The sequence below is a fragment of the Pseudomonas putida genome (assembly GCF_001976065.1).
GTDB classification, from domain to species: domain Bacteria; phylum Pseudomonadota; class Gammaproteobacteria; order Pseudomonadales; family Pseudomonadaceae; genus Aquipseudomonas; species Aquipseudomonas serbica.
The window spans coordinates 298,834-313,475 of the sequence record NZ_MNAH01000006.1 but is presented as its reverse complement, the minus strand read 5'-3'; the positions used below and the strand labels follow the sequence as shown (position 1 = coordinate 313,475).

Annotated in this window: 16 protein-coding genes; 15 read left to right on the top strand and 1 reads right to left on the bottom strand. The window is 61.0% G+C overall.

Annotated elements, in window-relative coordinates; genetic code table 11:
* Positions 1–177: 177 nt before the first annotated feature.
* From gbpA to BKX96_RS21605, 13 genes are read left to right on the top strand one after another with little or no spacing between them, the layout of a single operon-like run.
* Positions 178–1,644, top strand: coding sequence for an N-acetylglucosamine-binding protein GbpA (gene gbpA, locus BKX96_RS21665; RefSeq protein ID WP_077185444.1), 1,467 nt, complete (start codon positions 178–180; stop codon positions 1,642–1,644).
* 27 nt (positions 1,645–1,671) lie between these two features.
* Entirely contained in the window at positions 1,672–2,226 is a 555-nt protein-coding gene (locus BKX96_RS21660; RefSeq protein WP_316252130.1) for a cytochrome b, read from the top strand.
* Positions 2,227–2,281: 55 nt separating this feature from the next.
* On the top strand, positions 2,282–2,779 hold the full coding sequence (locus BKX96_RS21655; RefSeq protein ID WP_046819965.1) for a type II secretion system protein N: 498 nt from the start codon (positions 2,282–2,284) through the stop codon (positions 2,777–2,779).
* An 8-nt stretch (positions 2,780–2,787) separates the two neighbouring features.
* Complete coding sequence (gspD, locus tag BKX96_RS21650) at positions 2,788–4,716, top strand: type II secretion system secretin GspD (protein ID WP_077185469.1); 1,929 nt, start codon at positions 2,788–2,790, stop codon at positions 4,714–4,716.
* Entirely contained in the window at positions 4,713–6,170 is a 1,458-nt protein-coding gene (gene gspE / locus BKX96_RS21645; RefSeq protein ID WP_077185442.1) for a type II secretion system ATPase GspE, read from the top strand. The genes gspD and gspE overlap by 4 nt, the downstream gene beginning before the upstream one ends.
* A gap of 3 nt (positions 6,171–6,173) precedes the next feature.
* Entirely contained in the window at positions 6,174–7,382 is a 1,209-nt protein-coding gene (gene gspF / locus BKX96_RS21640) for a type II secretion system inner membrane protein GspF (RefSeq protein WP_046819938.1), read from the top strand.
* Positions 7,383–7,385: 3 nt separating this feature from the next.
* The gene (gspG, locus tag BKX96_RS21635) at positions 7,386–7,835 is read left to right on the top strand and encodes a type II secretion system major pseudopilin GspG (RefSeq protein WP_077185441.1); all 450 of its coding nucleotides are present in this window, start codon (positions 7,386–7,388) and stop codon (positions 7,833–7,835) included.
* A 3-nt stretch (positions 7,836–7,838) separates the two neighbouring features.
* Positions 7,839–8,306, top strand: coding sequence for a type II secretion system minor pseudopilin GspH (gene gspH / locus BKX96_RS21630; RefSeq protein ID WP_077185440.1), 468 nt, complete (start codon positions 7,839–7,841; stop codon positions 8,304–8,306).
* Positions 8,299–8,682, top strand: coding sequence for a type II secretion system minor pseudopilin GspI (gene gspI / locus BKX96_RS21625; RefSeq protein WP_046819935.1), 384 nt, complete (start codon positions 8,299–8,301; stop codon positions 8,680–8,682). Before gspH ends, gspI begins: the two co-directional genes overlap by 8 nt.
* Positions 8,675–9,217 carry a type II secretion system protein GspJ gene (locus BKX96_RS21620; protein WP_077185439.1) on the top strand — a complete coding sequence of 181 codons (543 nt, stop codon included), beginning with the start codon at positions 8,675–8,677 and terminating at the stop codon, positions 9,215–9,217. Before gspI ends, BKX96_RS21620 begins: the two co-directional genes overlap by 8 nt.
* Entirely contained in the window at positions 9,214–10,044 is an 831-nt protein-coding gene (locus BKX96_RS21615) for a type II secretion system minor pseudopilin (RefSeq protein ID WP_077185438.1), read from the top strand. The genes BKX96_RS21620 and BKX96_RS21615 overlap by 4 nt, the downstream gene beginning before the upstream one ends.
* Positions 10,041–11,147, top strand: a complete 1,107-nt coding sequence (gene gspL / locus BKX96_RS21610; protein ID WP_046819932.1) for a type II secretion system protein GspL — start codon at positions 10,041–10,043, stop codon at positions 11,145–11,147. Before BKX96_RS21615 ends, gspL begins: the two co-directional genes overlap by 4 nt.
* Positions 11,144–11,605, top strand: coding sequence for a type II secretion system protein M (locus BKX96_RS21605; protein ID WP_046819931.1), 462 nt, complete (start codon positions 11,144–11,146; stop codon positions 11,603–11,605). The genes gspL and BKX96_RS21605 overlap by 4 nt, the downstream gene beginning before the upstream one ends.
* On the opposite strand, the gene BKX96_RS21600 is transcribed toward BKX96_RS21605, so the two are convergent.
* Positions 11,598–12,878, bottom strand: coding sequence for an MFS transporter (locus BKX96_RS21600; RefSeq protein WP_046819930.1), 1,281 nt, complete (start codon positions 12,876–12,878; stop codon positions 11,598–11,600). The two genes, BKX96_RS21605 and BKX96_RS21600, sit on opposite strands and share 8 nt — an antisense overlap.
* Before the next feature lie 119 nt (positions 12,879–12,997).
* On the opposite strand from BKX96_RS21600, the gene BKX96_RS21595 reads away from it, so the two are divergent.
* Complete coding sequence (locus BKX96_RS21595) at positions 12,998–13,894, top strand: LysR family transcriptional regulator (protein ID WP_046819929.1); 897 nt, start codon at positions 12,998–13,000, stop codon at positions 13,892–13,894.
* Positions 13,895–14,349: 455 nt separating this feature from the next.
* Positions 14,350–14,613 carry a DUF6124 family protein gene (locus tag BKX96_RS21590; RefSeq protein WP_077185437.1) on the top strand — a complete coding sequence of 88 codons (264 nt, stop codon included), beginning with the start codon at positions 14,350–14,352 and terminating at the stop codon, positions 14,611–14,613.
* Positions 14,614–14,642 lie beyond the last annotated feature (29 nt).

The window sequence follows — 14,642 nt, the reverse complement described above, 5'->3', positions numbered from 1 at the left end:
GTCAGATATCGGGCCGGAAAGAAATATCCTCATGTAATTGGCGATTTTTCCTACATATTAAGCTCTTTCATCCGAGTATATTTGCGAATCCGTGCTCACCAGCGTTGAGCTCAATTGCAATTAATGGTGCCTGCAATGCGCGCCTTAATTCTCGATAAGCAGTCTGGAATTTATTGGATGAAAAATACTTATTGCAAGGGAAGTGCGTTGGCCGCCTGCACTTCTTCTATGATCCTGTTATCGGCAATGTTGGCATCACAAAGTGTTTCCGCGCATGGCTATCTGGAAGTGCCGCCTTCGCGCGCGCTGGCTTGCCAGAAAGGCTTGAATACCAAATGTGGTGGTGCCCAATACGAACCTCAAAGTGTCGGTGAAACCTTCAAGGGCTTCCCGGCGGGTATTGGCGGCGCGCCTCTGCAAGGGCCAGTCGATGGCAAGATCGCGAGTGGCGGCCACTCGTTGTTCTCCGCCCTGGACGCCCAGTCGGCCGCCCGTTGGCACCTGACGGAAATCAAGGATCGCAACATCGATTTCCAATGGCAGTACACCGCTGTGCATCCGGCCACCAAGCATGAATATTTCATCACCCGCAACGGCTGGAACCCCAACGAAGCACTCAAGCGTGCCACGTTCGAAAGCACGCCGTTCTGCACTATCGATGGCGGTAACCAGAAGCCGGTGACGGGTGCCAAACATAACTGCAACATCCCCACGGACAAGTCCGGCCAGCACGTCATCCTGGCGATCTGGACGGTTGGTGATACCGATGCAGCGTTCTATAACGCGGCGGATGTGAACATTCTTGCAGAACCAGAACTACCGGGCGGTTGGTCCTCCGTGGGCAGCATCTCGCCGTCGACCTCGTTGCTGGTCGGAGACAAGGTCAAGGCGCGCGCGTTCTCCGCCAATGGTGAAAACCCCGACTATAGCGTTGAAATCTCCATCGACAGTGCCGAGGAAGGTTCGCCAAACAACTGGTCGTTCAAATTGGCAGAAGCCATCAACAAGGCTCACGCGCTCATCCGTGCAGGTGTTCGTGATGAAAGCGGCACGATCGAACCAGTCAAGGGCAACAACAGCGTATATGCGCAAAAAGACAGCGGCGTAACCCGTTACGAATTGCAACTGGACATGAAGGAAGATGCAGCGGCGAAGCTGTCAGTCGGCGCCATGCAGCCGCAGTATGTTTTGGTAAAAGGTCAGGCCAAGGTCGATTTTGGAATGATCTCCAATCGCAAGATGAACGTCGAAGCAATTCTGTTCGACCAGAACAACAAGCCGGTGGGCTCGACATCGACACAGGCGGACAGTGGTTCCAACTGGCTGGCCATCGATATCCGCAGCAATCCCGGGGCACATACCCTGACACTGGTTGGCACCACTCTGGATGGCCGGACCACCCGACAGGACACCCAAACTATCAACGTGACCGGTGAAGGTGCCGGTGCCGACTACGACTTCGTGTTCCCGGAAGGCATCAGCGAGTACACCGCCGGCACCAAGGTACTGCAACCGAAGACCAATGAAGTATTCGAGTGCAAGCCATTCCCTGAATCGGGTTATTGCAAGCAGTACAGCCCGTCTGCCAATGGTTTTGAACCCGGTGTCGGTGCGCACTCGCACATGGCCTGGAACAAAATCTAAGTTCTTTGGCAGTACTTCAGGTGACCTGTGAAAGGTTGCCTGAAGGTTCATTTTTTTATCGAGATGCAAATGACGGTTTCCGGTTATTCCAGACAACGCGTGCTGCTGCACTGGATATCGGCAGCGATCATCTTGTGGACTCTGGCTTCCGGGTTCTATGTATCTGTCGTAAATGTATCCGTCCCGGTTAAGCAGTCGGTGGCATTCATCAATGTTTCGCTGACCACAGTATTCATACCGTTTTTTATCTGGCGAGTTTGTATTTTTGTCTATCACACTTTGCATGCAAGGAAGGTGGCGGCATCGACGGGGCAAAGGCTCGTGGGACTTGCTCACGTACTGATCTACCTTACGGTGAGCATTGTTTTAGTGACCGGTGTGCTGATGATGGATCGCCCCATCAATGTGTTCGGCCTGGTCGAGATCCCTCAACCTTTAGGCAATTCCTTCCTCATCGCGCAGTTCACCACGGTTCATGTATGGGCGTGTGGGGTTCTTTCGGCACTGATTGCACTGCATGTCGGTGCCGTGATCGTGCACGAGATTTGCGGCCGCCGGGTACTGCGGCGGATGTCGTTATGAGGATGCGGCAATTATTCGATCGAGCGCCTCCCTGGTGAAGAACTCGTTGAAGCTGATGAGCCGTTTTAGCCTGCTGGTCATGCCGTTGGGTTATGCCGTGCTGCTGATCTGGCAGGAGTGGCACTTTCGTGAGCGCCTGGCCTCGCCGCCACTACCGGTATGGGCACCCACCGCTGTTCCCGTGCACATACCGCTGGATGCTACGGCGGTCGCATCGGTGCTGGGCCTGACACAAGGAACCTCATTGCTTGCCAGTGCCGAGCCGCTGACCTTGCAGGCCAGCTTTGTGCTCAGCAACGGTTTGTCCAGAGCGTTGCTCGCCGACGCCCAAGGCTCGCGCATCTACCAGGTGGGCGAACGCTTGCCCGGTGGCAGCGTTCTGCGTCGCGTCGAGGCCAATCAAGTGGTGCTGTGGAACAAGGGGCGGGAGGAGCGGTTAGCGCTGCAACCGTCTGCCGCCAGCTTCCTGCGTCGATTCGAGTCGCCGGGTGACACACAGTCTTCCGCGGTTTCCACGCGTTATCTACGCCCGGTTTCCGGGCTGTCAGAGTGATCTACATCATGAACAGTTTCGTTGGCGTGCAGGCCTTGCGCTCCATGTTTTTACTTGTCGTTTTGGCGAGCCTGGCCTTGCCGGGCACGGTGCGGGCTGCGCAAGAAAAGTGGCAGCTGGCGATGAATTACGCCGAGCTGCGCGACATCGTTGAAGAGATCTCCGGCATTCTGGGGACCACCGTGGTGCTTGATCCCAGGGTCTCCGGTCGCATCACCGTGATGTCTCGGCAAGCCCTTGATCGCGAAGGCGTCCGCCGTTTGTTCTACTCGGTGCTCGACGCCCACAATTTCACGGTGATCGATGAAGGTGACCGGATCCTGATCACGCCAGTGACCGAAGCCAAGACGCGCGCCGGCACCAGTCCTGCAAAAAACGCTACGCCCTCGCAATTTGTCACCCGGGTGATCGAGCTTAACAACAGCAGTGCCGCCGACATCGCCGGGCTGGTCCGACCCCTGGTCTCGGCCAACGGTTATGTCGGGCCGTCTGTGTCGACCAATGCGGTGGTGATCACGGAAACGGCTGCCAATGCGCAACGCATCGGCCAGGTCATCCGCCAGTTGGACTCCGGACAAGGCAATATGCACGCGGTGGTGCAATTGCGCCACGCCAGGGCCAGCGACGTGGCCCCCGTGATGGAAGCGTCCCTGGGCAAGCGCACTGCCGAGAGCGCGATCCAGGTATTGGCCGACACCAGGACCAACCGCCTGATCCTGATTGGCCCGTCAGCCGTTCGCCAACGCTTGGCCGAGCTGGCGCGCGGTCTCGATATTCCTGCCACCGAGACGCCGGACAACGCCCGGGTGATCCGCCTGCGTCACAGCGATGCCAAGCAGCTCGCAGAGATTCTGGAAAGCATGGGGCAAGGCCGAAAGGCGACTCCCACCCTTGGCAACAGCAAGGATGTAACGCCTGGCACGGCCTTCATGATCAAGGCCGACGAAAGCCAGAACGCGCTGGTGCTGATCGCCGAGCCAGAGCAGGTCAGGACCATCGAAAGTATCGTGCGTCAGTTGGACCAGCCGCGCGCCCAAGTGCTGATCCATGCCGCCATCGTCGAGATTTCCGGGGACATCGCCGAGGCGGTTGGCGTGCAGTGGGGCATCAGCACGGGGGATGCGAAGGGCTTCATCAACTTCCCCGGCACGGATATCCCCATTGTTGGCGGCCTGGATTTCGACGAGAAAAAATCCGCACCCGAAGGCGCGCTGTTGCGCCTGGGCAGTGATCGTTTTGGCGCATTGATTTCGGCACTGGCCAGCAACACCAACAGCAACCTGCTCTCCACGCCAAGCCTGTTGACCCTGGACAATCAGGAGGCGCACATCATCGTTGGCCAGAATGTCCCGTTCAAGACCGGCTCTTACGCCACCAACAGCAATGGTGCGGACAATCCGTTTACCACTGTCGAACGCAAGGACGTGGGCATCAGCCTGAAGATCAAGCCGTACATCAACGAAGGCTCGACGCTGAGGCTGGAGGTCGAGCAGGAAGTGTCGGACATCGCGCCCTCGGTATCGGGCATCGACTCTTCGGACCTGATCACCAACAAGCGCGCCCTCAAGAGCACCATCCTGGCCGACGATGGCGAGATCATCGTGATCGGCGGCTTGATCAGAGACAGCGTCAGGACCCAGAAAAGCGGGGTGCCGTTACTGCGGGATATTCCTTATCTGGGCGCGCTGTTTCGCTGGAACCGCGATACCCAGAGCAAAAGCAATCTCATGGTGTTCCTGCGACCAACGATCGTGCGCAGCAAGGAAGACCTGAGCGGCATCAGCCAGCAGCGTTACAACGCCCTGCGTGACTTGAGCCAGTCAGGGGCGCTGGATAACAACTCATTGCTGTTGCCGGCGGATTCGCGCCAGCTGTTCGAACCGGCTTCCGGTGCCCCGGTGTTCGACCTGCGCAAGCCGGCGTCGCCTGCGCCATGACCCAACTGCCCTTCGGTTTTGCCCGTCGATTCGGTGTGCTGCTGGAGTGCGAAGACGGCGAGTCGAGCCTTGCAGTGCGGGCCGATACGCCACTGACCGCCCTGGCGGAAGCTCGCCGGGCATGTGCTCGCGAGCTGCCGCTTCGAGTGCTGGAGCCCGCGATATTTGCCACACGCCTGGCAGCCGCCTACCGCGAAGGCCAAAGCGCCGCCGAGCAGGTTGCCCAAGGGCTGGACGAAGAACTGGACCTGCTCAGCCTGGTGGACAAGGTGCCGCAAACTGCCGATTTACTCGAGCAGCAGGGCGATGCGCCGATCATCCGCCTGATCAATGCGCTACTCAGTGAGGCCATGCGCGAGCAGGCCTCGGATGTGCATCTGGAAACCTTCGAGCAGTACCTGTCGGTGCGCATGCGAGTCGATGGGCAATTGCGTGAAATGCTCCGGCCTCGACGTGAATTGGCGACGCTGCTGGTGTCACGCATCAAAGTCATGGCGCGCCTGGATATCGCTGAAAAACGCGTGCCCCAGGATGGGCGGATGGCCTTGCGCCTGGCCGGGCATGAAGTGGATGTGCGGGTCTCGACCCTGCCCTCGGCACACGGTGAACGGGTGGTACTGCGCTTGCTCGACAAACAGGCCGGGCGCCTTGAGTTGTCGCGCCTGGGCATGCCGGACGACATCCTGCGCGACCTGCGCCACCTGCTGGGTAAACCCCACGGCATTCTGCTGGTGACCGGGCCCACCGGTTCCGGCAAGACCACCAGCCTGTACGCGGCGCTCAACAGTCTGAACGACCAGACCCGCAACATCCTCACGGTTGAAGACCCCATCGAATACCACCTGCCGGGTGTCGGGCAGATGCCGGTCAATCCGAAAGTGGACATGACCTTTGCCCGGGGCTTGCGCGCGATCCTGCGCCAGGATCCGGACGTGGTGATGGTCGGCGAAATCCGTGACTGCGAAACCGCTGAAATCGCCGTGCAGGCTTCCCTGACCGGTCACCTGGTGCTCTCCACGCTGCACACCAACAGCGCGGTCGGCGCGATGACGCGCCTGGCAGACATGGGGGTCGATAGCTACCTGCTGGCGTCGTCGCTGGTGGGTGTCCTGGCGCAGAGATTACTGCGCACGTTATGCCCGCATTGCAAGGCGCCCTACAGCGCGGATGCGGCCGCCTGCCAGCGTCTGGGACTGGGCGTGGCATCGTTGCAACTGTTCCGGGCCGTGGGGTGCGAGCAGTGTCAGCACGGCTATCGCGGGCGCGTCGGCATTTATGAACTGATCAGCGTGACACCGGCATTGGCAGCGCTGATTCACCAGGGGGCGAGTGAGCAGGCCTTGGCCATCGAAGCACGCCTGACGTCGCGCAGTCTGTTCCAGGACGGTCGCCAGCGGGTGCTGGATGGATTGACCAGTCTCGACGAGCTGCTACGCGTGACTCGGGAGGACTAGGTCATGCCGACATTCGATTATCGGGCTGATGACGATCAGGGGCACCGGCGCAAGGGGCGGCTGGAGGCCGACACTCCCCGTCATGCGCGACAGCTGTTGCGTGAGCGCGGGTTGTGGCCGCGGGACATCAAGGAAATCCGGGTCAGTGGAGGCGCAAACAAGCAAGGTAACGCAGGGCGGTTAAGTGCCGCCGACCTGGCGCTGCTGACCCTGCAATTGTCCACGCTGGTTCAGGCCGGTTTGCCTCTGGAGGAATCTCTCGAGGCAGTGGCGAAACAGACTGCCAAGCGCCGGGTTGCCAGTTTGCTGTCGGCGGTCCGGAGCCGGGTCATGGAAGGCCATGCCCTGGCCGCTGCGTTGGCGCAGTTTCCCAAGGCGTTCCCGGAACTGTTTCGTGCCACCGTGGCCGCCGGCGAACGTTCCGGTCATCTGGGTCATGTGCTGGAGCAATTGGCCGCGTATACCCAGGCCCGCCAGGCCTCGCGGCAAAAAATCCAGATGGCGCTGGTGTACCCGTTGATCCTGATGTTGGCCAGCCTGGTCATCGTTGGCTTTCTGCTCGGTTACGTGGTGCCGGACGTGGTGAAGATTTTCGTCGACAGCGGCCAACCATTGCCGTGGTTGACTCGCGTGTTGATCCGTTCCAGTGACGGGTTGCGCAACCATGGCCTGTTGTTGCTGGCCGCGCTGGTGCTGCTGATCGCCTTCTGGCGCTGGAGTTTGAGTCAACGGGCCTGGCGCCTGCGCTGGCATCGTCTGGCGCTGAAACTGCCTGTCTGTGGCGACGTGCTGCGCGCCATGGAAGCCGCACGATTTGCCAGCACCCTGGCCATCCTCGGCAAGAGCGCCGTGCCCCTGGTCGATGCCCTGGAAATCGCCGCGGCGGTGATCGGCAACCTGACCATCCGTGCGCGAATGACCGACGTCGCCCGCTCGGTCCGCGAAGGTGGAACCCTGACCCATGGCCTGGAACTGAGCGGCGACATCCCGCCGATGATGCTGCACATGATTGCCAGCGGCGAGCGTGCGGGCGAACTCGATCGCATGCTGGCCCGTGCCGCCGAGCAACAGGAAAACAGCCTGGCGGCACGTATTGCCCTGGTGGTGAGCCTATTCGAGCCGGCCATGCTCGTGCTGATGGGCGGCGTCGTGCTGCTGATTGTCCTGGCCATCCTGCTACCGATTCTCAGCCTCAACCAATTGGTGAATTGATCCATGAACGATTTACGTCACAGAGCTTCCCAGCACGGTTTCACCCTGATCGAGATCATGGTGGTGGTGGTCATCATCGGCATCCTGGGGGCCATCGTGGTGCCGCAGTTCATGAGCCGTCCCGATCAGGCCAAAGTCACCGCCGCCAAAGTCGATCTCCAGGCCATCGGCACCGCCCTGGAAATGTATCGCCTCGACAACTTCCACTACCCCTCCACGCAGCAAGGGCTGGAGGCCTTGAGCAAGCGGCCTTCCGGGTTGCCCGCGGCGCGCAGCTGGAACCCTCAGGGTTACCTGAAAAGCTTGCCCGTTGACCCGTGGGGCACGCCCTATCAGTACCTCAATCCCGGTGTGAAGTCGGCTGATGGCGGCTACGACTTGTATTCCCTCGGCTCCGATGGCGTCGCGGGCGGCGAAGGGCACGCGGCGGAAATCGGCAACTGGGGTGGTTGAAGCATGCCACGCCGTTGCCGGGGATTTACCTTGCTGGAAATGATGATCGTGATCGTCCTGATCGGCGTGCTGGTGGGTATGGTGAGTCTGGCCGCTGGCGATAACCCGGTTCAGCAGGCCAGGCAGGAAGCGCGCACCCTGGCGGGTGTCATTGGCCAACTGCGGGAACAGGCCGTGCTCGAGGGGCGGGAATACGGTCTGCGACTGAGTGTCGAAGGGTATCGGTCAATGCGCCTCGAAGGGCGTGGCTGGGAGCCGCTGCAAGCCTTCTACCGCTGGCCCGATGGCGTGCGATTGAGCCTTGAGCAGGAAGGGTATTCCCTAAGCCTGGGCGCTGACGCCGGCCCGCCTCAGGTTCTGCTGTTGAGCAGCGATGAAACCAGCAGCTTCACACTGCAGTTCGCTGGCAGGGACAAAGTCTGGGCGAGCCTGTCCAGCGATGGCATCGGCGAGGTCGTGATCGATGACTGAGCCGTCGTCCATACCGCGCATGGGTGGATTCACCTTGCTTGAAGTCATGGTGGCCCTGGCGATTTTCGCGACCCTGGCAACGGCCGTGCTGTCCGCCAGCCAGTACGTTGTGAGGCAGGCTGGCGGCGCCGAAGAACGCCTTCTCGCAGGCTGGGTGGCGGACAACCGACTGAACGAGTTGCGCCTGCAATCGTCCCCCGTGATTGAGCAGCCACAACGGCAGGTGAGCATGGGGGATCGCGACTGGGTCGTGCGTCAATTCGTCGGCATGGCGAACGATCCGCATGGGGTGGTGGTGGAGGTCGAGGTCGGCCTGGCCGGTCGCAACCAGACCCTGTTCCGCGCCATCGGCTGGATAGCTAATCGTCATGAATAATCAAGGCGGCTTCACCCTGCTCGAACTGGTCATTGCCATTGCGATTTTCGCATTGCTGGGGCTGGCCAGCTGGACGCTGTTCGACGGTGTGGTGCGCGTGCAACAGGGCACCCTGAGCCACGAACGTGAACTCAAAAACCTGCAACGCGCCGTGGCATTGATCGAGCGCGACCTGCTGCACATCGCGCAACAGCCTGTCCTACTTGACCCGACGCAGTTACAACTGGTGCGCAGCAATTGGCGTAACCCGCTGGACCTGCCGCGCAGTGAGCGACAGGTGCTGACCTACCGACTCGACAGCGGCGTGTTATGGCGTGATAGCCGGGCAGAAGGGGCTCTGAGCGTGCAGCGTCAAAAACTGCTCGACAATGTTCGAGACGTGCGTTGGCGTCTGTACGACAGGCAGGTCGGTTGGCTCGGCGATTGGCCATCCGGACAGGCCCCGAAGGCACCGTTGGCTGTGGAAATGCAGCTGTCGGCCGGACGATTCGAGGCGATTCGCCGGGTGCTGTTATTGCCGGGAGCGTTGCCATGAGGTCGGGTCAACGCGGTGTTGCGTTGATCAGTGTGTTGTTGGTCATGAGCCTGGCGCTAGTGATCATCGGCGGCATGCTGCGCAGCCATCGCACGTTACTGCAAGGCATCGGGCAACAGTTACAGCAGATGCACCTGCGACAACTGGCCGTAGCCGGGGAAACCAGAGGCCTCGGTTTGCTCAAGGCCCAGCAGAAAGACAGCGACCTGATTGCTCAGCCGTCCAGCGCTTTCGCCATGGAAGATGCGCAGATACGTGTCGAAATCGAAGACCTGGCCGGGCGCTTCAACCTCAATGCCCTGTTGATTCAGGGCCAGGTCGATCAAGTCACGCTCAATCGCTGGGCGCGTTTGCTGGCGCTGCTCGAGCTACCGCCGGTGCAACTGGAGCAAGTGGGGGCGCTGCGCGAGCTCAGCCAACTGCGGTTGCTTCCCGGTGTCGACGCCGAGCTGTTGCGGCACCTGGCGCCCTGGGTCGCACTGTTACCGGCAGAGGCCGCGACGAACGTCAACACGGCGCCGGCCCTGGTGTTGCGCACGCTCGACGGCATCGAGAGTTCAACGGCCGAAGCCCTGGTGCGCCAGCGTTCTACGGCAGGTTGGCCAAGTGTTCAAGCCTTTACCCAGGATCCGCTGTTATCCGGTTTGGGCTTGAGCAGCCATGGCCTGGGCGTTGACAGCCGCTGGTACCGGATCACCGTGCTAGTGACCCAGGGACAGGGCCATCTGCGGCTGGCCACCGATGTCGAGCGCGACCCGAAGACGCGTCACCTGAACGTCCTGCAACGGCGTGTTCTACCCTCGAACCCCAACGAGATACCGCAATGAAAACCTGGCTTTACCTGACAGCCGACGGCTTGACCCATTCCACGGTCGCTTGGCCGTGTTGTCGTTGGACGTCGACCGGCAAGCGGCAACTCCTGCCCTTGAGCCAAGCGGCACAAGTACTGGCTGGACAGGCGGTCGATCTGCTGTTGCCCATGGAATTGTGCAGCTGGATGCTCAGCGATCCGTGGCCGTCCAGGCGCCAGCCGGATGCCCGGGCCATTGCGTTCGCCGTCGAAGAGCAATTGAGCGAAGTCCTGGAAAGGCTGCACCTGAGCACCGGTGCGCGCGATTCACAGGGCCGCTATCCGGTGCTGGTGATCGACCGCGAACGATTTACCGCCGTGCTCGCGCTGCTGGCTGAAGTGGGTCTTGAAGTGCGCTCCGTGTTTGTCGATGCCGATGTGTTGCCCTGTGACCAGGCGCTGGGTATCCGCTGGTTTGGCCGCTGGTTGCTCGGAGGCGGCTTGCCCGCTCGTCTGGCCGTGTCGGATGACGGGTTGCTGGCGCTCAAGCCAGGTTTGCCCATGGACGTGCAGTGGCGCGACGAGCGTCAGGACTGCACAGATATCGATCAATGGCTGACCTCGGTAAATGGCCAGGCGATCAATCTGTTGCACGGTGATTTCGCGGCACCCCGCAAGCGCCTGCCCTGGCGGCTCGGCGGGCTGGTCGTGCTGGCGCTGTTGCTGCTCGACTGGGGCGCCAGCCAGGCACGTATCGGATTTCTCGAAAGCCAGAGCCACCAGCTCTACAGCCGCAACGAACAGCAATTCAAGACGCTTTACCCGGACCAGACCCGCATCGTTGACCTGGCGTTACAGCTCAATGCCTTGCAAAGCCCGAATGCGGCCCCCCAGGACGGCCAGATCGCCGGGCTGGTCAAACTCGTCGAGCAAGTCATCGGTGCCAGCAACGCCGATGTCCAGCGTATTGAGTTTCGCGAAGGCGACGGCTGGAAAGTCCGGCTGACGGCCAATAGCTTTACCGAGCTGGAGTTATTGCGTGAACGTGGCCGACAGCAAGGCCTGCCGGTGCGACTCGACAGCGCGAGCAAGGAAGGCGATCGGGTGCAGGCGACCCTGACCCTGGAGCAAGGCACATGAAACTGAGCGGATTGATTACATGGCCGGAGAGGGTGCCGCGCTGGCAACGTCTGTCGCTGCGCGAGCGATGGTTGTTGCTGATGTTGGGTGCGTTTGCCTTGGGCGTCGCGGCATTCAGCCTGGTCTGGCAACCGACCCAGCAGCGACTTGCGACTGCCGAGCGGCAACATCATCAGCAACTGGCACTGGCCGCACAACTGCAACTGGCGCGTCCGCGCAGCGCGCGCAAAGCAGTCGCCCAGCCGCTGTCGCTGCACGTCAGCGAAAGCGCCACCGAGGCGGGGCTGGAACTGCATCAGGTCAATACCGACGGCGATCAGTTGCGCCTCAGTCTCAGCGGCGACGCCAAGGTATTGCTGGCCTGGCTGGACCGCATCGAACGCAATGGCACCGTGCTGCAATCCTTGACCCTGGAAAAGCGCAACGCGGTGCTGGAGGCGCGGGTGGTGCTCAGATAGTCGCGCCGGCGCCCGGCAGGGGCGGCAACTTCGCCAGCTTCAAGGCGGCCAGTAATGCCACGATCAGCAAGGCGCCGATGAACAAGCCGATGCCGTTCCAGCCGCCCAAGTGCCAGAACACGCCGCCCGCCGTACCAGCGATGCTCCCCCCGGCGTAGTAGCAGAACAGGTACAAGGACGATGCCTGGCCCTTGGCCTTGGTGGCACGGCGGCCGATCCAGCTGCTGGCGACCGAGTGGGCACCGAAAAAGCCGAACGTGAAGACCAGCATGCCGAAGATGACCAGCGGCAATGGCGTAAACATGGTCAGGGCGAGGCCGCAGATCATCAGCGCGATCGTACTCCAGAGCACTTTGCGGCGGCCTATCTTGTCGGCCAGCGAGCCGATCTTCGCCGAGCTGTAGATACCCGAGAGGTACACCACCGAGAGCAGTCCGACGAAGGCCTGTTCCATGTGATACGGCTCGGCCAGCAGGCGGTAGCCGATGTAGTTGAACAAGGTGACGAACGCACCCATCAGCACGAAGGCTTCGAGGAACAGCAGCGGCAGGCCGGCGTCGCGAAAGTGCATGGTGAAACCGTCAACCAGGCTACGCGGGTGCAGCGAGCGGGGGCTGAAGTTGCGCGACTCGGGAAGAATTTTCCAGAACAGCGCTGCCGCAATCAGCGCCAGGCCGCCGATCACCAGCATTGCCGTGTGCCAGCTGACGAAGTCGATCAATACGCCGGTAATAAGACGCCCGCTCATCCCGCCGATGGCGTTGCCGCCAATGTACAAACCCATCGCGAGGCCGATGTGCTGCGGGTGAATCTCTTCGCTCAAATAGGTCATCGCAACCGCTGCCAGGCCGCTCAATGACAAGCCGATCAGTGCACGCATCGCCAGGACACCATGCCAGCTCGGCATCATCGCACTGGCCATGGTGCACAGTGCGGCGGCGAACAACGCCGCCACCATCACCTGTTTACGCCCGACGCGGTCGGAGATCGGGCCGGTGATCAGCAGGCCGATGGCAAGCATGCCCGTGGCCACCGACAGGATCAGGCTGCTCTGCGCCGCGTTGATGGAGTATTCGTGGGACAACAACGGCATCATCGGTTGCACGCAGTAGAGCAGGGCGAAGGTAGCGAAGCCACCGCAGAACAGCGCCAGCACGGTGCGCATGAATGCCGGGGTGCCTTTTTCGATGTAGATCTGCGCGAGCTCGGCGGCGACTTCGCCTTGGGCGGCGGGTGGAATTTCATGAGCGAGTGGAGCGACAGCAGTTTTCACGTTGGACCTCGGAGGAGCGCAGCCGGTCAGGCAATGAAAAAAGCATATAGCTGGCTAATGATTCAATCCAATATATTGTTCGACCTGTTTGATAGCTTTAACGACCTAATGGGGTGTTCATGGAATTTCGTCATCTGCGCTACTTCATCGCCGTCGCCGAAGAACTGCACTTCGGCCGCGCCGCACAGGTGCTGGGCATCTCGCAGCCGCCGCTGAGCCAGCAGATCCAGGCGCTGGAGCAGGAGCTCGGCGCGCGTTTGTTCGAGCGTACCAATCGTCGGGTCGAGCTGAGCGAGGCCGGTCGACTGTTCCTGGAAGAGGCGCGGCTGGTGCTGGCGCAGGTCGACAAGGCGGCGGATGTTGCGCGGCGGGCACAGCTGGGCGAGCTGGGCGAACTGAAAATCGGCTTCACCTCGTCGGCACCGTTCAACTCAACGATTCCCCAGGCGATTTTCTCTTTTCGCCAGCGTTTTCCGGCAGTGCACCTGAACCTGCGGGAAATGAGCAGCACCCAGGTGGCCGATGCGCTGGTGGATGAGTCGATTGAAGTCGGCATCATGCGCCCGCTTGGGCTGCCCGATTCGCTCAGTGTGGTCGAGCTGATGCGCGAGCCGCTGGTCGCCGTTCTCAGCGCCAAGCATCCTTTGGCCAATGGCAGTGAAGAAGGCTTGTTTCTGTCAGCGCTGGCCCTCGAGCCGTTCGTTTTTTTTCCGCGCAGCTACGGCAGTGGCCTGTACGCGCAACTGCTCAGTTTGGCCCGTGACGCCGGCTTCAGCCCGCACTTTGCCCAGGAGGCTGGCGAGGCGATGACCATCATTGGCCTGGTGGCTGCGGGGCTGGGTGTGTCGGTGCTGCCGGCGTCTTACCAGCGAATGCGCATTGATGGCGTGGTTTATCGACCGCTGCTCGATCCAGCGGCGGTGTCGGCGGTATGGCTGGTGCAGCGCAAGGACCAGAAGTCGCCGATGGCGCGGGCGTTTGTGGAACTGCTCACACGCAAGGTTGAACCGCTGTAGGAGCGAGCCTGCCCGCGATGGTCGTTAACGATGACGTGGGGTTTCTGGGTGCACACAGTGTTCTTTGGTTCATCGCGAGCAAGCTCGCTCCTACAGGCTCAGATTTTTCGCCGCTGCTCGTGGGACATTTCTGAACTATCCCGAAGGGGCTACAGCGCCTTGCGGCGTTGCCTACAACTACTCCAGAATCCGCCGGCTTGTGCGCTTTGAGGGCCATCGGTAGCTTGAACCGGGTCACTGATTGTCAGTGATCGGGTTTAGTAGCCCGTTGTTATACGAAGCGCATTGGCGCTCCCGATAGGCAGGTATGCCAATACCTGCCCTTGACGGTAGCTGTGCGCAGGGCGCCTTTGGGCGCGCCGGTTCGTGTAACCCGGTCTACTAACCTGCGTACAGCTGCCACCCTTTTGATCAGTAGCGATTCGGTGTGGCCCCCACTGTCAGGACGCTGAATCATGACCAATAGCTCAAACCCACCGGATACCGACCCAGATATTCCACACCAAGCCAGCCATATCTTCCTCATCGCCCCCGAAATCGACAACCACACCCTTCTGGAATACGCCTGCGTTTCACTGGCATCAGCCAATGTCATGGCGAGCGATTTCGCGAGGAGCCTGAACGCCACGCAGAGCCACACACTGCTGGGGATTCAGCAATCGATCATGCTGGGGGAACTGGCGGTGAATCGGGTCCTGGATAACCTCGATCCACCTTGATCATGTTGTTCGGGTGTTCCCGAAAGGGG